The 17855-nt window shown below is 66.9% G+C and carries 19 protein-coding genes; 17 read left to right on the forward strand and 2 right to left on the reverse strand.

Annotated elements, in window-relative coordinates; genetic code table 11:
• Positions 1 to 3 precede the first annotated feature (3 nt).
• On the reverse strand, positions 4 to 1512 hold the full coding sequence (locus tag OG326_RS18555; RefSeq protein ID WP_327145899.1) for a PucR family transcriptional regulator: 1509 nt from the start codon (positions 1510 to 1512) through the stop codon (positions 4 to 6).
• Positions 1513 to 1674: 162 nt separating this feature from the next.
• Between OG326_RS18555 and uraD (OG326_RS18560) the strand changes: the two genes are divergently transcribed.
• The 17 genes from uraD (OG326_RS18560) (at position 1675) to alc (ending at position 16634) form a co-directional block, all read left to right on the forward strand.
• The gene (gene uraD / locus OG326_RS18560) at positions 1675 to 2211 is read left to right on the forward strand and encodes a 2-oxo-4-hydroxy-4-carboxy-5-ureidoimidazoline decarboxylase (protein WP_327145900.1); all 537 of its coding nucleotides are present in this window, start codon (positions 1675 to 1677) and stop codon (positions 2209 to 2211) included.
• On the forward strand, positions 2208 to 2507 hold the full coding sequence (gene uraH / locus OG326_RS18565; protein WP_327145901.1) for a hydroxyisourate hydrolase: 300 nt from the start codon (positions 2208 to 2210) through the stop codon (positions 2505 to 2507). Before uraD (OG326_RS18560) ends, uraH begins: the two co-directional genes overlap by 4 nt.
• A gap of 1 nt (position 2508) precedes the next feature.
• On the forward strand, positions 2509 to 3381 hold the full coding sequence (gene pucL / locus OG326_RS18570; RefSeq protein ID WP_327145902.1) for a factor-independent urate hydroxylase: 873 nt from the start codon (positions 2509 to 2511) through the stop codon (positions 3379 to 3381).
• Positions 3382 to 3397: 16 nt separating this feature from the next.
• Complete coding sequence (locus OG326_RS18575) at positions 3398 to 4795, forward strand: 8-oxoguanine deaminase (protein ID WP_442790972.1); 1398 nt, start codon at positions 3398 to 3400, stop codon at positions 4793 to 4795.
• A gap of 219 nt (positions 4796 to 5014) precedes the next feature.
• Complete coding sequence (locus tag OG326_RS18580) at positions 5015 to 6454, forward strand: NCS2 family permease (protein ID WP_327145903.1); 1440 nt, start codon at positions 5015 to 5017, stop codon at positions 6452 to 6454.
• A 99-nt stretch (positions 6455 to 6553) separates the two neighbouring features.
• Positions 6554 to 6796 (forward strand): thiamine-binding protein, encoded by a 243-nt coding sequence (locus tag OG326_RS18585; RefSeq protein WP_327145904.1) that lies wholly within the window; start codon positions 6554 to 6556, stop codon positions 6794 to 6796.
• Positions 6789 to 7178: a helix-turn-helix domain-containing protein gene (locus OG326_RS18590; protein WP_327145905.1), complete on the forward strand. Its 390-nt coding sequence runs from the start codon at positions 6789 to 6791 to the stop codon at positions 7176 to 7178. Before OG326_RS18585 ends, OG326_RS18590 begins: the two co-directional genes overlap by 8 nt.
• 200 nt (positions 7179 to 7378) lie before the next feature.
• Positions 7379 to 7873, forward strand: a complete 495-nt coding sequence (uraD, locus tag OG326_RS18595) for a 2-oxo-4-hydroxy-4-carboxy-5-ureidoimidazoline decarboxylase (RefSeq protein WP_327145906.1) — start codon at positions 7379 to 7381, stop codon at positions 7871 to 7873.
• Between the two features lie 54 nt (positions 7874 to 7927).
• The gene (gene pucL / locus OG326_RS18600) at positions 7928 to 8833 is read left to right on the forward strand and encodes a factor-independent urate hydroxylase (RefSeq protein ID WP_327145907.1); all 906 of its coding nucleotides are present in this window, start codon (positions 7928 to 7930) and stop codon (positions 8831 to 8833) included.
• A gap of 10 nt (positions 8834 to 8843) precedes the next feature.
• Positions 8844 to 10250 (forward strand): nucleobase:cation symporter-2 family protein, encoded by a 1407-nt coding sequence (locus OG326_RS18605; RefSeq protein WP_327145908.1) that lies wholly within the window; start codon positions 8844 to 8846, stop codon positions 10248 to 10250.
• Positions 10251 to 10400: 150 nt separating this feature from the next.
• Positions 10401 to 10781 (forward strand): allophanate hydrolase-related protein, encoded by a 381-nt coding sequence (locus tag OG326_RS18610; protein ID WP_327145909.1) that lies wholly within the window; start codon positions 10401 to 10403, stop codon positions 10779 to 10781.
• Positions 10778 to 11575 (forward strand): hydroxypyruvate isomerase family protein, encoded by a 798-nt coding sequence (locus tag OG326_RS18615; RefSeq protein ID WP_327145910.1) that lies wholly within the window; start codon positions 10778 to 10780, stop codon positions 11573 to 11575. The genes OG326_RS18610 and OG326_RS18615 overlap by 4 nt, the downstream gene beginning before the upstream one ends.
• Complete coding sequence (locus tag OG326_RS18620) at positions 11572 to 12447, forward strand: NAD(P)-dependent oxidoreductase (protein ID WP_327145911.1); 876 nt, start codon at positions 11572 to 11574, stop codon at positions 12445 to 12447. Before OG326_RS18615 ends, OG326_RS18620 begins: the two co-directional genes overlap by 4 nt.
• Entirely contained in the window at positions 12444 to 12617 is a 174-nt protein-coding gene (locus tag OG326_RS18625) for a hypothetical protein (RefSeq protein WP_327145912.1), read from the forward strand. Before OG326_RS18620 ends, OG326_RS18625 begins: the two co-directional genes overlap by 4 nt.
• Position 12618: 1 nt before the next feature.
• A complete protein-coding gene (gene gcl / locus OG326_RS18630; protein WP_327145913.1) occupies positions 12619 to 14421 on the forward strand; it encodes a glyoxylate carboligase in 1803 nt (600 codons plus the stop codon).
• Positions 14418 to 15596 (forward strand): glycerate kinase, encoded by a 1179-nt coding sequence (locus OG326_RS18635; RefSeq protein WP_327145914.1) that lies wholly within the window; start codon positions 14418 to 14420, stop codon positions 15594 to 15596. Before gcl ends, OG326_RS18635 begins: the two co-directional genes overlap by 4 nt.
• A gap of 15 nt (positions 15597 to 15611) precedes the next feature.
• On the forward strand, positions 15612 to 16634 hold the full coding sequence (alc, locus tag OG326_RS18640) for an allantoicase (protein ID WP_327145915.1): 1023 nt from the start codon (positions 15612 to 15614) through the stop codon (positions 16632 to 16634).
• 65 nt (positions 16635 to 16699) lie between these two features.
• Here the strand turns inward: alc and OG326_RS18645 are convergent, their stop codons facing one another.
• Entirely contained in the window at positions 16700 to 17809 is a 1110-nt protein-coding gene (locus OG326_RS18645) for a lycopene cyclase family protein (protein ID WP_327145916.1), read from the reverse strand.
• Positions 17810 to 17855: the final 46 nt, after the last annotated feature.

Consider the following 17855-nt stretch of genomic DNA (forward strand, 5'->3'; position numbering starts at 1 on the left):
CGGTCAGCGGAGCGCTAGGGCGAGGAAGAAGTCGACGCGGTCCTCGAGGCGGGACAGATCGCGATCGGTGAGTTCCTCGATGCGCTGAACTCGGTACCGCAGGGTGTTCACGTGCAGGTGCAGGAGTTCGGCGCATTTGGTCCAGGAACCCGAGACCTGCAGGAACGTCTCCAGGGTGTGGATCAGGTCGGCGCGATTGTCCCGGTCGTAATTGCTGAGCGGGTCGAGCAGCCGGACCCGGAACATGCGCCGGACTTCATCGGGGACGCTGGCCAGCAGCAGCATATGGGTGGCCAGTTCATCGTGGCGCACCACGCTGGTCGGCTGATTGCGTTCGGCGGCCATGCGGCGCGCGTACCGCGCCTCTTCGACTGCGCCACGCAGACTTTCGCCGTCCACGCCACCGCTGATGCCGACCGCGAGGCGGCTGCCCTGCAGTCCGGGTTCGAGGGCCTCCACCGCGCGATGGATGCGATCCTCGAGCGTGCCGTCCTCCCCGATGGGAACCAGCAGGATGGCTTCACCGTCGATCACACCCGCGGCAGGGCTTCTGTCGTAAAGGATTTCGCGCAGCAGTGAGCGCAATTCGCGCGGCCGGACGCCACCGGCGTCTGCGGTCGCGGCGACTGCCAGATACCGCTCGGACAGCCCCAGTCCGGTGAGTTCGAGCCGCGAGACGATATCGGCGGGTTTGGCATCGGAGACGATGAGCTCGACCAGCTCCTGCGCCAGCCGACCCTCCGCGCTCTGCCGGTCGTCGAGCCGAACACGTTCCAGCGCAACGATTCCGGCGAGTTCGGCGACAATCGCGCGCCGCTCTTCCGGCCAATCCTTGTAATCGCTCTCGAACACCATGAACCAGTCCGCGACCCGCGAGGTGCCGTCCGGATCCACGGCGAACAGCGAGAACCGATTGCCCTCGGAGGTGATCACCTCGGGCAGTCGCGGTGCGGCCAGACAGGCGATCCGCGTCTGTTCGGGCGGAGCCTTGACCGGCCCCGCGACGACACGCCCGGTCGAGGACATCACCCAGCAGGCCGTACCGAGGTTGCGGTGAATTAGCTCTAGCACCGAATCGAGCCCGCCACCCGAGACGAGCTTGCGGTGCCGATCCAGCACGGCCGCCAGATCCGCGGCCCGCCCCGTCGACAGATTGCGATTGATCTGTTCGGCGACGGTCGCGAACGCGAATTCCTCGCGCACCCGGAACAGCGGGATGCGATGGCGGCGGCAAGCCTCGACGAGATCGGCCGGCGGCTCGCCGTAAAGCGCGTCACCTGCGGCGACAGCGGCGACCTTGGCCCGGGCGAGGGCGGCGATGAACGCGTCGCTGTCCGCCGATTCGGTCCACCACTGCAGTCCGGTGAGCACGAGTTCGCCGCCGGAGAGGTAGCGCGAGGGGTCGAGCATGTCCGTCGTCACGACCCAGCGAACGAACCGGTCGAGCTCGTCTTCTCCTGTGACGAGTTCCAGGCCGGTGTCCGAAAGGGCGAGCAAAGATCGCAACCGCATGATTGCTAACGCTAACAGCCGATGACGCGACGGTTACCGGCTTGGATGTATCTACAAGTGCGCCCGTGTGAACTGGGCCACAGATTCGGAGGTCTCGTCCTGGCAGGTGAGGACCCCCGGCGGATGTACTTACGTGGCAAGTCGCCAATGGATGGAGGTCGGATGTCGGGTCGCCTGGAATGGCTCGGGTCGCTGCCCCTGGAAGAGGCCGAGGCCCAGCTGTTGACCTGCTGCGCATCGCAGAGATGGGCACGGAAAATGGTGGCCGGTCGGCCGTACGTGAACGAGTCGAGCCTCATGCAGGCCGCGATCTCGGGGCTCGGTGAGCTCGCGTGGCCCGATGTGGAGGAAGCTCTCGAGGCCCACCCCCGCATCGGTGAACGCGCCGAAGCCGCACGCGCCGAAGGAGTTTCGGCAGAGGCCGCACAGCGCGAGGCGCAGTGGTCGCAGGACGAGCAGTCCGGCGCCGCCACGGCCGCCGATACGGTGCGCGAGGCACTCGCCGCCGGCAATGTGGCCTACGAGCAGCGCTTCGGACATGTCTTCCTGATTCGCGCCACCGGCCGCAGCGCCGAGGAAATGCTGTCGGAGCTCACGCGCCGGCTGGCCAATTCGCCCGCGGAGGAGCGCACTGTCGTCCGTGCCGAACTCGTCGCCATCACCCGCCTGCGTATTCGCAAGCTGCTGGGGTTGATATGAGTCTGTCTACCCATGTGCTCAACGCGGCCACCGGCCGCCCCGCGGACGGCGTGTCCGTCCGGCTGGAAAGAGCCGACGGCACCGTCCTGGCCGCGGAGCGCACCGATACCGACGGGCGCGTCAAAGGATTGCCCGCCCCGGAACCCGGAGTGCACCGGCTGGTCTTCGACACCGGCGATATCAGCCCCTTCTATCCCGAGGTGACCATCGCCTTCACGGTCACCGACCCGGCGGAGCACTATCACGTGCCGCTGCTGCTCAGTCCCTATTCCTTCTCCACATATCGAGGTAGCTGACATGTCGATCAAGCTCGGTCCCAACCGCTACGGCAAGGCGGAGACCCGCGTCGTGCGGGTCAACAAGAGCGGGACCAAACACCAGCTCCGCGATCTCAATGTCAGCGTGGCGCTCGGCGGCGATATGGAGGACGTGCACCGCACCGGTGACAATGCGGCGGTGCTGCCCACCGATACGCAGAAGAACACGGTCTTCGCCTTCGCCAAGCAGCACGGCATCGCCTCCCCGGAGGAGTTCGGCCTGAAGCTGGCCCGCCACTTCGTGGACTCGCAGCCGACCATCGATCACGCGCGCATCGAACTCGAGGAATACGAGTGGGAGCGCAATGTGGTCGGTCTCAACAGCCACCCGCATTCGTTCGTGCGCTCGGGCCGCGAGACCCGCACCGCCCTCGTGCACTACGACGGCAGCCGGGCCTGGGTGGTCTCGGGTCTGAAGGATCTCACCGTTCTCAACACCACTAAGTCGGAATTCCACGGCTACATCAAGGACCGCTACACCACGCTGCGCGAGACCCGCGACCGCGTGCTGGCCACCGAGGTGAACGCGCAGTGGCGGCATTCGGGTGAGAACACCGAATGGGACAAGTCCTACGAGATCGTGAAACGCTGTCTGCTGCAGGCCTTTGCGGATACCCACAGTCTCTCGCTGCAGCAGACGCTGTTCGAGATGGGGGAGCGGGTGCTCGAAACCTGTTCCGACATCGTGGAAGTCAAGCTGGTGCTGCCCAACAAGCATCACTTCGAGGTGGATCTGTCGCCGTTCGGCATGGTCAATGACAACGAAGTATTCTGGGCCGCCGACCGTCCGTACGGGCTCATCGAGGGCACGGTGGTGCGCGAGGTTCCGCCCGCCGGACCGGCGTGGTCCTGAATACGGAAGCGATGCAGTGAAATTCTCAGCACCTGGCACCGGCGGCGACGCGCTCATCCGCAATCTGGGTAAGACCGTCATCGAGAACGCCTATATCGCACCGGTTGTCGGTGACGAGATCGAATCGGGCTACCTCGTGATCGAAGGCGGCCGGATCACAGCTCTCGGCGCCGGACCGGCGCCGGCGGTGCCGGGCGCCGATCGCCTCGACGGCACCGGCTGCCTGGTGACCCCGGGTCTGGTGAACACCCACCACCACCTCTACCAGTGGGCGACCCAGGGCCTGTTCCAGGATTCGACGCTGTTCGAATGGCTGACCGGCCTCTACCGGACCTGGGCCGGTATGGACGCCGATGTCGTATACGGCGCTGCCACAGCGGGTTTGGGCTGGCTGGCGCTGACCGGCTGCACCACCTCGAGCGATCACCACTACATCTTCCCCAAGGGTCGTGGTGATCTGTTCGACGCCGAGGTGAGCGCCGCCCGGGAGATCGGCCTGCGCTTCCACCCCTGCCGCGGTTCCATGGACCGCGGACAGTCCCAGGGCGGTCTGCCGCCGGACGAGGTGGTCGAGGATCGCGAAGCGATCCTGATCAATACCGAAGAGATCATCGACAAGTACCACGACGATTCCTTCGATTCCATGCTGCGCGTCGCCGTCGCCCCCTGCTCGCCGTTCTCGGTGAGCGAGGGCCTGATGGTCGATGCCGCCGTGCTGGCGCGCACCCGGGGCGTGCGCCTGCACACCCACCTCGCCGAGACGATCGACGAGGAGGAGCACTGCATCGCCCAGATGGGTTGCACCCCTGTCGAATACATGGAGAAGCTGGGCTGGCTCGGTGACGACGTGTGGTTCGCGCACGCCGTCCATCTGCACGATGCCGATATTCGCCGCTTCGCCGACACGGGCACCGGCACGGCGCACTGCCCGACCTCCAACGGCCGCCTCGGCGCCGGTATCGCCCGCATCTCCGATCTGCTGGCCGCCGGTGCTCCGGTCGGCCTGGGTGTGGACGGTGCGGCCTCCAGCGAATTGACCTCCATGGCCGGGGAAATGCGGCAGGCGATGCTCTTCCAGCGTGCGGTGCACGGCCCCACCGCGCTGACCGCCCGCCAGGCCCTGGAAATGGGCACGCTGGGCGGCGCGCGAAACCTCGGCCGCCAGCGGGAGATCGGCTCGCTGGAGCCCGGCAAGCTGGCCGATATCGCAGTCTGGCGTATCGACGGCTTCCGGGCCGCGGTCGAAGATCCGGTGTGCGCCTTGGTTTTCGGACCCACCCCGCCGCTGGCCCGACTGTTCGTGGGCGGGCGCACCGTGGTGGCGAACGACGAACTGCGCACGCTCCCGCACGATCAGGTCGGCCGCGCGGGCCTGCTGGCCCGGAAGCGGTTATTGCGTCAGGAGTCCCGATGACTACATCCCGAGCAGTGATGGAGGAAACGCAGGTTCTCGACGGCGCCGGGCACATCAGCCCCGCGCCGGTACAACCGGAAGACATCATCCGGAGCAGTTGATCAACAGGGGCAGACCGGCTTTCGACGGTAAGGACCCCACAACAGCAGTCACCGAATCCGCGGCCCGGAACGATGAAACCCGGACCGTAGGTCGGCTACGCCCTTAGGAGGGCATGCCATGACCCAGATCGAATCCCCGACCCCCACCACCACGCTCGCCGGTGGGTCGGCACTCGACCGGTTCTTCAAGTTGAGTGAACGTCGCACTACTGTCTCACGCGAAATCCGTGGCGGAATCACCACATTCGTCGCCATGGCCTACGTTATCCTGCTCGTCCCGCTCATTCTCGGCGGGGTCACCGATATCGACGGCAACCATCTGAGCATCGCTCAGCTCACCACCGCCACGGCGTTCTCCGCCGGATTGTCCACGGTCCTCATGGGTCTGGTGGGCAATGTCCCGCTGGCGCTCGCCGCGGGCCTGGGCGTGGTGCCGGTGGTCGCCTTCCAGGCGGCGCCGCATATGACCTGGCCGCAGACCATGGGCCTGGTGGTGCTGATGGGCCTGATCATTGTGATCATGGCCGCCACCGGCCTGCGAACTCTGATCATCAATGCCATTCCGGTTGCGCTCAAGCACGCCATCGGCGTCGGAATCGGCATGTTCATCGCCATGATCGGCCTGGTCTCCGCCGGTGTGGTCGGCCATGGTTCGGCGGGTGGACCACCGGTCACCCTCGGCGTCGACGGTCATCTGCAGGGCTGGCCCGTGGTGGTCTTCGCGGTCGGACTGCTGCTCATGCTCGCGCTGTACATCCGCAAGGTGCCGGGTGCGATTCTGATCAGCATCGCCATCTCGACGGTGCTCGCGATCGTGATCAACTGGGCGGCCAAGATCGATCCGAAGACCTGGGGCACCGTCGTCCCCGAGGCGCCCAAATCCCTTTTCGCCACACCGGATTTCGGGCTCATGTTCAATATCGATCTGTTCGGCGGCTTCGCCCGCGCCGGCGGGCTGATCGCGAGCGTGGTGCTGTTCACCCTGGTGCTGACCGGCTTCTTCGATGCCATGGGAACGGTCTTCGGAGTGAGTGACGAGGCGGGGCTGCTGGATGAGAAGGGCGCGCTGCCGGGTATCGGCAAGATCCTGACCGTCGACGGTATCGCCCAGGTCATCGGCGGACTCAGCGGTGGTGCGGGCAGTACGGTCTACGTGGAATCCGCGACGGGCGTCGGTGAGGGGGCTCGTACCGGACTCACCAGTGTGGTCACCGGTGGATTGTTCTGCGCGGCAGTGTTTTTCACGCCGCTCGCGGCGGTGGTGCCGATTCAGGCGGCGGCTCCGGCCCTGGTGCTGGTCGGGGCGCTCATGATGACCCAGGCCCGCAAGATCGACTGGAACGACCTCGAGATCGCGGTGCCCGCCTTCATCACCATCGCGCTCATGCCGTTCACCTACTCGATCACCAATGGTGTCGGCGCGGGTCTCATCGCCTACACGGTGATCAAGCTGGCGCGGGGCAAGTTCGGCGAAATCCACTGGCTGGTAGGCGCGGTCAGCCTGGTCTTCGCGGCCTACTTCGGCATCAACGGTATCGAACAGGTGCTGGGCGGCTGATATGGGTCACAGTGCGGCGCGGCCTGCCGGGGCCGCGCCGCACTGTCGTCTCGGACGAGCCGCGGTTCGCCCGAGCCGCCGGCGAGTAACCTGCTGATCATGCGGCTGCGCGCGGAATTCACGACCGAACCTTTCGACGGCGAGGGGGATCCGCCGCCGCATGCCACCGAAACCTTCGCCGCGCTCGAGAAGCACGGTCTCACCTGTGAATTCGGCCCGCTGGGCACGTCGGTGGCCGGTCCGGGTGAGGAGCTGCTGCCCGCCCTGCAGGAGATGCTCGCGGTCGCCTTCGCCCATGGTGCGTCCCGGGTGACACTTCAGGTCGAGCAGGCCGATGAGTGAGGGCGCCGGGGCGGACGCCACCCATCCGGTGCTGGTGACGCTCGCGCCCCTGCTGGAACGCGTGGGCGGCAGGCTGATTCCGCCCGCGGACGGTGTGCCCGACGATGTACCGCTGGTCTGGGAGGGTGCCACACTGGCGTGGGTCAGGCTCGCCGCCTCGGATGCCGAACCGGCCGAAGGCATTCGACGCCTGCTGAGCGAGGTCGCCGCCCAGTTCGGGGCGCCGCTGGCGGAGCTGCCGCGGGCCGATAAGCAGCGTGCCGTGCGATTGCTCGAAGAGCGTGGCGCATTCAGCTACCGGAAGTCGGCCGAGACGGTGGCCGAGGCGCTGGGCGTCACCCGTTTCACGGTCTACAACTACCTCAACAGAACTCGGCCCTGACAGTCCCCAGTCACATCCGAGAGTCCTCGAAACCCGCTGCGATGCAGCGGGTTTTGCCGTTCCACGGCAGAGTTCCGGGCCGACGGCGCCGGTCGCCGAAGATATATACTTCAACAAACTGTTGACGCGCCGAAGTGACCCATGACACTGTTTTGCGGGACGGAATATAACTTCCGCAAAGCGAGAAAGTGCTGCTGCATATGGTCACAGTCGATGAGTTCAACGGGTGGGAGAGTGCCCGGCTGCGGCCCGCTCTGCTCGAGTGCTGCCGGGTGCCGGCCTGGGCCGACGCCCTGCTGGCCGCCCGGCCCTATGCGGATCTGGACACCCTGCTCGACGCCGCCGACAGCCTGGCGGCCGACTTCGGCCCGGAGGATGTGGAGCGCGCCGTGGCCGCGCACCCACGCATCGGGGAGCGCTCCGAACACGGGGAGCTCAGCAGCTCCTGGTCGCGCGAGGAGCAGTCCGGCGTCGCGGCCGATGTGGAGACCGTCGCGGCGCTGCACTCCGCGAATCGGCTCTACGAGAAGCGATTCGGCCGGGTCTTCCTCATCTGCGCGACGGGGTTGTCGACCTCGGAGATTCTCGCGGCGGTCACTTTCCGGCTCGCCAACGACGCCACCACCGAGGCGAAGGTGGTCGACGTCGAACTGCGCAAGATCATCCGCCTGCGGCTGCAGCGGGTGATCGTCTGAAGCGCCATCACCCATTCGCCGGTACGGCCCACCGCGGGAGTTGAGAGGTTTTCCATGGCAATTCAGCTGGGACAGAATCAGTACGGGAAAGCGGAGAGCCGGGTTGTGCGCGTCTATCGCGACAGCGCCCGGCATACCATCCGGGATCTCAATGTCTCCTCGGCACTGCGCGGCCGATTCGAGGACGCGCACATCACCGGTGATCAGCGGGACATCCTGCCCACCGACACCCAGAAGAACACCGCCTTCTCCTTCGCCAAGGAGAAGGGCATCGGCGCGATCGAGGATTTCGCGCTGACGCTGGCCGACCACTTCGTCTCGCGGTGCCCCGGCGCCGACGGCGCGCGCATCGAGATCGACGAGTACGCCTGGGACCGGATTCCGGTAGACGGTGTGGGACACGACTTTTCGTTCACGCAGGCCGGCGGGGGAGTGCGCACGACGGTGGTCAATCTGGACGGCTACGGCGACGATCGCCGCACGCACGTGGTCACCGGTATCAAGGATCTGGTGCTGCTCAAGTCCACCGGTTCGGAGTTCACCGGATTCTTCGAGGACAAGTACACGACGCTGTCGCCCACGAAGGATCGCATCATGGCCACCTCGCTGGTGGCGCGCTGGCGGTACGACCGCACGGATGTGGACTGGGACAGGTCCTACGCCTCGATTCGGTCGACGCTGCTGCGGCAGTTCGCCGTGGTGCATTCGCTGGCGCTGCAGCAGACCCTCTACAGCATGGGCCGCGCGGTGCTCGAACAGCACCGCGAGGTGGCCGAGATCAAGTTCTCCGCTCCCAACAAGCACCACTTCCTGGTGGATCTGAGCCCCTTCCATGTGGAGAACCCGGGCGAGGTGTTCATCGCCGCGGACCGGCCCTACGGCCTCATCGAGGCCGCCCTGCACCGTGACGACGCGAACCCCGCCGGCAATGCCTGGTTCGGCGTTCCCGGGTTTTGCTGAGGAGGACGCCATGTTCAGTGGCAAACTGCAAGCGCGACAACGACATCCGGGGCCCGAGGATGAACGCTATTCCTTCGGCCGGACGCTCGCCTACGGCATTCAGCACATTCTGACCATGTACGGCGGGGTCATCGCGCCGCCGCTCATCATCGGCGGCGCGGCCGGACTCTCGGCCGCCGATATGGGCCTGCTGGTCACCGCCGGACTGTTCGTGTCCGGCGTCGCGACACTGCTGCAGACCCTCGGCCTCGGCCGGGTCGGCAGCAGATTGCCTATCGTGCAAGGCATTTCGTTCGTGACCGTCTCGACGATGGTGACGATCGCCCAGTCCGACGGGCTGCGCTCGGTATACGGCGCGATCATCGTTTCCGGACTCATCGGGCTGGTGCTGTCGTCGTTCTTCGCGCGCCTGGTGCGGCTGTTCCCGGCCGTGGTCACCGGCACCATCATCACGGTGATCGGCCTGTCGCTCATGCCGGTCGCGTTCACCTGGGCACTGGGCAACGATCCACACAAATCCGGGTACGGGTCGATGGGCAATATCGGTCTGGCCGGGCTCACGCTGCTCGCGATTCTGGTGATCAGCCGGGTTTTTCAGGGCGCTATCTCACGATTGTCCATCCTGATCGGCCTGATACTGGGCACCGTCGTCGCCGCCCTGGCGGGCCGCACCGACTTCTCGGCGGTGGGTCAGACCAAGCTGGTGGCACTGCCGTCGATCCTGCCGTTCGGTTCGCCGGTGTTCAATGCCGGCGCGATCGTCTCGATGACCATCGTGATGCTGGTGATCATGACCGAGACCGTCGCAGACGTGATCACCATCGGTGAGATCGTCGGCGCCGAGATCGACACCGGCCGGGTGGCCGACGGGCTGCGGGCGGATATGGCCTCCTCGGCCGTGGCGCCGCTGTTCGGGTCCTTCCCGTGCAGTGCGTTCGCGCAGAATATCGGCCTGGTCGCCTTGACCGGCATCAAGAGCCGGTTTGTCGTCGCCACCGGCGGTCTGGTGCTGCTCCTGCTGGGATTCGTCCCGGTATTCGGCGCGGTGGTGGCCGGGATCCCCTATCCGGTGCTGGGCGGCGCGGGGGTCGTGCTCTTCGGAACCGTTGCCGCGAGCGGTATTCGGACGCTGGCGCGGGTGGAGTTCCACGACAACCTCAATATGGTCATCGTCGCGGTGGGTCTGGCCGGTGGGCTCATTCCGATTGCCGCTCCGACATTTTGGGATGCGTTCCCGCAATGGTTCGCGGTGATCATGCAGTCCGGAATCAGTGCCACCGCGATATCCGCGATTGTGCTCAACCTCCTATTCAATGTGGTGACGATCGGCAATCGTTCCGGCGCATCGGTCTTCGCGGCGGCAGATGATGAACGTGACGGATCTGGCGAGCGAATCGACGACGACATCCACCACTGACGTACCGCCGGCCGGGCGAATCTGCGCCCCGGCTGGACGAACCTACGAAATCGACCCCGAAACGATTCCCGCGATTGTGGTGATCGCGTCTTTCGAAGGCGCTGTGATCGCCGACATAATTTGGATCAACGGGGGAGGAAGGAATTCAGAATGCCCCTCATTTTCCTGAACGGCGGCGCGATGCGCGGCGGTCCACTGAATCACCTGCTCGCGGGCGCGCCGTTCGCCGGCGAGGTGAAGACCGCGGCGCAGTATCGGTTCTATTCGGTGGGCGATCGCTTCCCGGGACTGCATCCGGTATCGGACGGCGGCACGACCATTACTGGCGAGTTATTCGATGTGCCTATGGAAGTACTGCGCACCAGCCTGCTTCCGGCGGAGCCGCCGGAATTGGAATTGGGCGTCATCGAACTCGATGATCAGCGCTCCGTGCTCTCCATGGTGCTGCGCCGCCCGCCCGTCTCGTACCCGCAGCTGATCGACATTACCGAATTCGGCAGCTGGACGACCTATCGCGAAGGAAACCGATGAAGTTCACCACCGGGGGCGCGCCCCGGAAGTACGACGTCAATTGCTCGATTCTCTTCACGGATCTGCCGCTGCTCGAGCGCCCGGCCGCGGCCAAGGCGGCCGGATTCGACGGTGTGGAATTCTGGTGGCCCTTCGGTGAGAACGCCACCCCCGCCGATAGTGAGATCGACGCCTTCGTCGCCGCCATCGACGTGGCCGGGGTGCAATTGGTCGGACTGAACTTCATCGACCTCATTCCCGCTGGGCGCGGGCTGGTTTCGGTGCCGGGGCAGGAGACCCGGTTCCGGGACAATATCGATATCGCCGTCGGCATTGCCGAGCGCACCGGCTGCAAGGCCCTGAATGCGCTGTACGGCAACAGGATCGCCGGAGAAGACCCCGCCAAGCAGGACGAGCTCGCCCTGGAGAACCTGCGGCTGGCGGCCGCGGCGGCGCAGCGCATCGACGCGGTCGTCCTGCTCGAGGCGCTGAATGCGTATGAGTCGCAGGACTATCCGATCGTCTCGGCCGGGCATGCGATCAAGATCATCGAGCAGGTCGGCGAGCCGAATGTGCGCTTCCTCTGCGACCTGTACCACCTGGCGCGCATGGGCGAGAACCTGCCCGCCGTCATCGACACCTGGGCCGGCTACCTCGGCCACGTGCAGATCGCCGATACACCGGGGCGCGGCCGCCCGGGTTCCGGCGCGCTCGACCTCGAGGCCCTGCTGGGTGATCTCGACAAGGCGGGCTACGACGGCTGGATCGGCCTGGAATACAAGGACCCTGAACTGAACTGGGAGTGGATCAAATGAGCAAGATCGGTTTCGTCGGCCTCGGGATCATGGGCGGCCCCATGGCGGGTCACCTGGTCAAAGCCGGTCATGACGTCACGGGTTTCGACCTCTCTCCGGCGGGCCTGGAGAAGCTGAAGGCCGCCGGCGGCGCCACCGCGGGCAGTGCGGCGGAGGCGGTGCGCGACAAGGACATCGTGATCACCATGCTGCCGCAGGACGAGCATGTGGAAGCGGTCTTCGCCGATATCCTCGAGCACGCCGCTCCCGGCACGCTGTACATCGACTTCTCCTCCATTACGCCCAAGACGTCGATCTGGACGGCCACCGAGGGCGCGAAGAAGCAGCTGCGCGTGCTCGACGCACCGGTCAGCGGCGGCGAACCCGGCGCGATCAATGCCGCGCTGTCCATCATGGTCGGCGGTACGGAGGCCGACTTCGACACGGCCCTGCCGATTTTCGAGACGGTCGGCAAGACCATCGCCCTGGTGGGCCCGAACGGCGCCGGTCAGGTGGTGAAGGCCGCCAACCAGCTGGTGGTGGGCGGCACCTACGCGTTGGTGGCCGAGGCGATCCTGCTCATGGAGGGCCTGGGCGCGGACGCCGCCGCCGGACTCGATGTGCTCGCCGGTGGTCTGGCGGGCAGCAAGATTCTGGAGCTCAAGCGAAAGTCCATGCTGGAGCGCAGCTTCCAGCCCGGATTCCGAATCGATCTGCACCACAAGGATATGGGCATCATCCTGCAGGCCGCCCGGCAGGCCGAGATCTCGATCCCCATGGGCGCGTTGACCGCTCAGCTGATCGCCGCCGCTCGCGCCATGGGCCACGGCTCGCTCGATCATTCCGCACTGCTGCTGGTCGCCGAGGCGCTGGCCGGGAAGGGACAGGCGTGACGGCGCCCGTTCTGAGCATCGGGCACGGCCCGAATATGGCGCACGGGCACGGCATCTGCGCGCTGTCCGTCCCGCAGGGCTGGGTGGTGGAGCGGGTCGCCGTGCACCACCGGACATCACTTGCCGAATCGACGAGTCGGCCGCTGACGCTGATCCGAAAGGGGATCTGATATGACACGCATGCGGGCTGTGGACGCGGCCGTACTCATTCTCGAAAAGGAGGGTGCGACACAGGCATTCGGCTTGCCCGGCGCCGCGATCAACCCCTTCTACAGCGCCATGCGGGCGCACGGCGGCATCCGGCACATTCTGGCCCGGCACGTCGAGGCGGCCTCGCATATGGCCGAGGGCTTCACCCGCGCCGCGCCCGGCAATATCGGCATCTGCATCGGCACCTCCGGTCCCGCGGGCACCGATATGATCACCGGGTTGTACGCGGCGAGTGCGGATTCCATTCCGATCCTGTGCATCACCGGGCAGGCGCCGGTGGCCAAGCTGCACAAGGAAGACTTCCAGGCCGTCGATATCGCCTCCATCGCCGCCCCGGTGAGCAAGTGGGCGGTCACCGTGCTGGAACCCGCGCAGGTGCCGGGCACCTTCCAGAAGGCGTTCCAGCTCATGCGTTCCGGACGTCCCGGTCCGGTCCTGATCGACCTGCCGATCGATGTGCAGCTGGCCGAGATCGAATTCGATATCGAGACCTACTCACCTCTCGACGTGCACCGGCCGGCCGCGACGCGGGCACAGGCGGAGAAGGCCATCACCATGCTCTGCGCGGCCGAGCGGCCGCTGATCGTGGCCGGTGGCGGCGTGGTGAATGCCGATGCGGCGGATCTGCTCGTCGAATTCGCCGAACTGACAGGCATTCCCGTGGTGCCGACCCTGATGGGCTGGGGCACGATTCCGGACGATCACCGGCTGCACGCGGGCATGGTCGGGCTGCAGACCTCGCACCGGTACGGCAATGCCACGCTGCTGGAGTCGGACTTCGTGCTCGGCATCGGCAACCGGTGGGCCAACCGGCACACCGGTGGCGTCGAAACCTACACGCGGGACCGCACTTTCGTGCACGTCGATATCGAGCCGACGCAGATCGGCCGGGTGTTCGCGGCCGACTTCGGCATCGTGTCCGACGCCGGTGCGGCGCTGGCGGTCTTCCTCGAGGTCGCGCATGAAATGGCTCTCGACGGGCGGCTGCCCGACCGCAGCGAGTGGGCGGCGCAGACTCAGGCGCGCAAGCGAACCCTGCTGCGCAAGACGCACTTCGACGCGGTGCCGATCAAGCCGCAGCGGGTGTACGAGGAGATGAACCGGGCCTTCGGCCCGGATGTCCGCTACGTCACCACCATCGGGCTGTCGCAGATCCAGGCGGCGCAGATGTTGCACGTGTACAAGCCGCGGCACTGGATCAATGCCGGACAGGCCGGGCCGCTGGGCTGGACGCTGCCCGCCGCGCTCGGTGTGGCGACGGCGCTGCCGGACGCGACGGTGGTCGCGCTCTCGGGTGACTACGACTTCCAGTTCCTCATCGAGGAATTGGCCGTCGGCGCACAGTTCAAGATCCCGTATGTCCATGTGGTGGTGAACAATTCGTACCTTGGACTGATCCGCCAGGCGCAGCGCGCGTTCGATATGGACTACTACGTCCAGCTGTCCTTCGAGAACATCAACAGTCCCGAGGTCAACGGCTACGGTGTCGACCACCTGAAGGTGGCGGAGGGACTGGGCTGCAAGGCTATTCGTGTCACCGAACCCGATCGCATCGGCTCGGCGCTCGAAGAGGCCAAACGGCTCATGGCCGAACATCAGGTGCCGGTGCTCGTGGAGGTCATTCTCGAGCGGGTCACCAATGTGTCCATGGGACTCGAGATCGACAGCGTCACCGAATTCGAGGAGCTCGCCGGATCCGCCGCCGACGCTCCCACGTCGATCGCCGCACTGGCGGAACTCGAAACCGCCGGGAGCGCGGGGTGATTCACGCGCCGGGCGGTTCGGGGCGCGGATGGCGGGAGGGGCATGTGATCGTGGCCCCGGACAAATTCAAAGGGTCGCTGACCGCCGGGCAGGTCGCCGCGCACATCGCGACCGGCCTGCGGCGGGAACGGCCCGATCTGCCCGTGGTGACCATTCCGGTCGCCGACGGCGGTGACGGCACCGTCGAGGCGATGGTGGCGTCCGGATTCTCCGGACTCCAGACGGCCGTCACGGGGCCGGTCGGGAATCGAGTGGTCGCAGCGTTTGCCATGAGGGGCGATACGGCCGTCATCGAACTCGCGGAAGCCTCCGGGCTGCGGCGACTGCCCGACCGGCCCACCCCCCTCACGGCCCGCACCGCCAGCAGCTTCGGCACCGGCGAACTCATTCGGACCGCGGTATCGCGCGGTGCGCGCCGAATTGTGCTGGGGCTCGGCGGTAGTGCCTGCACCGACGGCGGCGCGGGCATGCTCACCGCGCTCGGGGCCCGGCTGCTCGACGATGACGGGGAGCAGTTGCCGCCCGGCGGCGTGGCACTGCAGCGACTGGCGCGCATCGACACCAGCGGTTTGATGCGGGTGCAGATCACCGTCGCCTCCGATGTCGACAATCCGCTGCTGGGACCTCGTGGCGCCGCGCAGGTCTACGGCGGGCAGAAGGGTGCGGGCTCGGACGATATCGAGGCATTGGAACGCGGACTCACACGGTTCGCGGAGATCGCCGCGCGTGACCACTTCGTCGACAAGGCGGAGCGGCCCGGCGCCGGTGCGGCGGGCGGCGTCGGTTTCGCCGCGCTCGCCTTCCTCGGCGCGCGCACCGAGCCGGGGATCGAAATCATCCTGCGGCACCTGGAATTCGGCGACCGGCTCGCCGGGGCGCGACTGGTGATCACCGGGGAAGGCTGTCTGGATCGGCAGACCCTGCACGGCAAGGCGCCGATCGGGGTGGCGCGCGCCGCCGTCGCGGCCGGGGTGCCGGTGCTTGCGGTCTCGGGGCAGCGGCTGCTCACCCGGGATGTGCTGCGCCGCTTCGGATTCCAGGACGCCTTCGCACTCACCGATATCGAACCCGATCCCCAGCTGTGCATGGCGAACGCCGATGCGCTGCTGGAACAGCTCGCCGCGCAGATCGCCGCTACCCGCCTGGGCGAGCTGCTGGCCCGCACCACCAACTAGTCGAGAAAGGAAGCGATGTCGGACTTTACGAGCCTGCCGGATCTGGCGCTGCGCACCTACCGCGCCAGCGTGATCGCCGCGAGCGACGAATCCTTCGAAGAGCGCGAGAATCTCATCCAACCGTGGGAGCCGCGATTCTCCGCCGAGACCTTCGGCACCAAGGGGCAGGAATACGACGGCTGGGAGACCCGCCGCCACCGCGGCCCCGGCCACGATTGGGCCATTGTGCGGCTGGGCATGCCCGGCATCGTGCGCGGCGTGGTCATCGACACCGCCTGGTTCAAGGGCAACTACCCGCCGCACGCCTCCGTCGAGGCCTGCCGGGTCTCCGGCTATCCCGCTGTGGCGGAACTGGATTCGGCGGAGTGGGTGGAAATCCTGCCGCGCACCGCGCTGGGCGGGGATGCTCGCCACGAACTGCCGGTCGAGGACGAGCGGATCTTCACCCACGTCCGGCTGAACATGTACCCGGACGGCGGCATCGCCCGCTTCCGCGTGCACGGCGAGGTCGTGCCGGATCCGGCCCTGCTCACCGGGCTCACCGTGGATCTGGCCGCACTGGAGAGCGGTGCGCGCACCCTGGACTGCTCGAATATGTTCTATTCCGCGCCGGACAATATGCTCGCTCCCGGCCTGGCGCGCAATCAGTCCGAGGGCTGGGAAACCGCGCGCCGCCGCGACGACGGCAACGACTGGGCCGTGATCGCCCTTGCGGCCCAGGGTATTCCGGAGCTGATCGAACTCGACACCACAAACCTGGTCTTCAACTCCCCGGGCGAAATCCGCCTGCTGGGCATCGATCTCGCCGACGGCGAACCCCTGCCCGCGGACCCCTCCGCCTGGTTCGAAGTGCTGCCCCGGGTGACGATTCAACCCGACACCCCGCACCGTATTCGCGTCGCGGCCGACGCACGGCAGCCCCTCACCCACGTCCGGCTCGATATCTACCCGGACGGCGGCCTCGGCCGACTGCGGATCCACGGATCACTCACCGCAGCGGGCTCGCGCCTGCTGGAAACTCGTTGGGACGCTTCCTGATCGGAAGTCGACTCTACTCGACCCCGTGCCGGGCCTGTTTACCCAACAGGCCCGGCACGGGGTTTTCAGTGGTTGCCGATTCCCGCCACGGAGAGCGCGAGGGTACGGCGTAGTCGCCAGGGCAGTGCCGCGAAGAGCGCGGACATGGCGGCGGCGGTGCCGGGGAGATCCTCGCGGCCGGAGAGGTAGGCGCGCTGCCGTGCGGCGGGGAGGGTGAAGAAGGTGGCGAAGAAGATGGGTAGGTCCTGCGGGGGGAGTGCCAGTAGCGCGCGCAATCCGGCAAGGCGAAGCGCGTGGACGGCGCGGGCCGAGGGCGGCCAGATCGAGTCGCCGGCGGCGACGGTGTCGGCGGTGCGCAGGGCGGTCGAGACGCCGTAGCCGGAGGCGGGGTGCAGTAGTCCGCCTGCCGCGCCGAAGGTGGTGCGTCCGGGCTTGCCGCCGTGGACGGGGAAGCGGACGCGTTCGATGCGCTCGTCGCCGGTGAGAGTGATTCCGCGAGAACGCAATCGGTGCATCAGACGGTCGCGCAGCACGGTGCTGTCGAGGGCTGGACGTCCGGCGAGGCAGGTCTCCTCGAACAGTACGGCGTCATCGCCGAGGGGTACCGCGTAGAGGAAAGAGGGCGGCTCGCTCGGGTCCGCGCCATTGTCGTTGCGCCAATCCATGAACAGCGTCTCCGGCTCAGCCCACTGTGCCCGGTTCACCACCACACCGAAGGCGGTCTGCTCGGCCAGCGTGGGGGAGCGCGGTACCCCGCGCGCATCGATCACCCGGCCGGCGGGCAGCACCGATCCCGAGGCCAGCCGCACCGACGGCCAATCGTGCGCGTGCGGACCCGATCGTGTCGGCGCGACGATATCGGCCACCCGATCGGTGAGGATGCGGGCTCCGGTGAGATCGAGTGAATCCTGCAGTCGCGCGGTATCGAACACGACGTAGCGTCGCGGCAACTCCACACGCCGGGTGGTCCAGGCGAGCGGGCGATCGACGACAGCCGCCAGCACATCCGCGGTAACCCACTCCGGGAGCTCATCCGCCCACGCCGCATAGGTGGCGGTCCACCGCCGCTCGGGCTGCGGATCGACCACGGTCACCGACTGGCCCTGCCGCAATGCCCGATATGCGAGGGCTCGCCCCGCCGGGCCCACGCCGCAGACAAGTAGATCGGAGGTCATGCCGTGATTGGATCATGATCGACAGGCGTCATACAGTTCGGTGACT

This window comes from Nocardia sp. NBC_01327, assembly GCF_035958815.1.
GTDB lineage: Bacteria > Actinomycetota > Actinomycetes > Mycobacteriales > Mycobacteriaceae > Nocardia.

Coding starts and splice junctions, on each gene's coding strand:
- uraD (WP_327145900.1), top strand. CDS start 1,675: ATGTCGGGTCGCCTGGAATGGCTCGGGTCGCTGCCCCTGGAAGAGGCC.
- OG326_RS18610 (WP_327145909.1), top strand. CDS start 10,401: ATGCCCCTCATTTTCCTGAACGGCGGCGCGATGCGCGGCGGTCCACTG.
- uraD (WP_327145906.1), top strand. CDS start 7,379: ATGGTCACAGTCGATGAGTTCAACGGGTGGGAGAGTGCCCGGCTGCGG.
- OG326_RS18590 (WP_327145905.1), top strand. CDS start 6,789: ATGAGTGAGGGCGCCGGGGCGGACGCCACCCATCCGGTGCTGGTGACG.
- OG326_RS18555 (WP_327145899.1), bottom strand. CDS start 1,512: ATGCGGTTGCGATCTTTGCTCGCCCTTTCGGACACCGGCCTGGAACTC.
- OG326_RS18615 (WP_327145910.1), top strand. CDS start 10,778: ATGAAGTTCACCACCGGGGGCGCGCCCCGGAAGTACGACGTCAATTGC.
- alc (WP_327145915.1), top strand. CDS start 15,612: ATGTCGGACTTTACGAGCCTGCCGGATCTGGCGCTGCGCACCTACCGC.
- OG326_RS18580 (WP_327145903.1), top strand. CDS start 5,015: ATGACCCAGATCGAATCCCCGACCCCCACCACCACGCTCGCCGGTGGG.
- OG326_RS18585 (WP_327145904.1), top strand. CDS start 6,554: ATGCGGCTGCGCGCGGAATTCACGACCGAACCTTTCGACGGCGAGGGG.
- pucL (WP_327145907.1), top strand. CDS start 7,928: ATGGCAATTCAGCTGGGACAGAATCAGTACGGGAAAGCGGAGAGCCGG.
- pucL (WP_327145902.1), top strand. CDS start 2,509: ATGTCGATCAAGCTCGGTCCCAACCGCTACGGCAAGGCGGAGACCCGC.
- OG326_RS18645 (WP_327145916.1), bottom strand. CDS start 17,809: ATGACCTCCGATCTACTTGTCTGCGGCGTGGGCCCGGCGGGGCGAGCC.
- gcl (WP_327145913.1), top strand. CDS start 12,619: ATGACACGCATGCGGGCTGTGGACGCGGCCGTACTCATTCTCGAAAAG.
- OG326_RS18620 (WP_327145911.1), top strand. CDS start 11,572: ATGAGCAAGATCGGTTTCGTCGGCCTCGGGATCATGGGCGGCCCCATG.
- uraH (WP_327145901.1), top strand. CDS start 2,208: ATGAGTCTGTCTACCCATGTGCTCAACGCGGCCACCGGCCGCCCCGCG.
- OG326_RS18605 (WP_327145908.1), top strand. CDS start 8,844: ATGTTCAGTGGCAAACTGCAAGCGCGACAACGACATCCGGGGCCCGAG.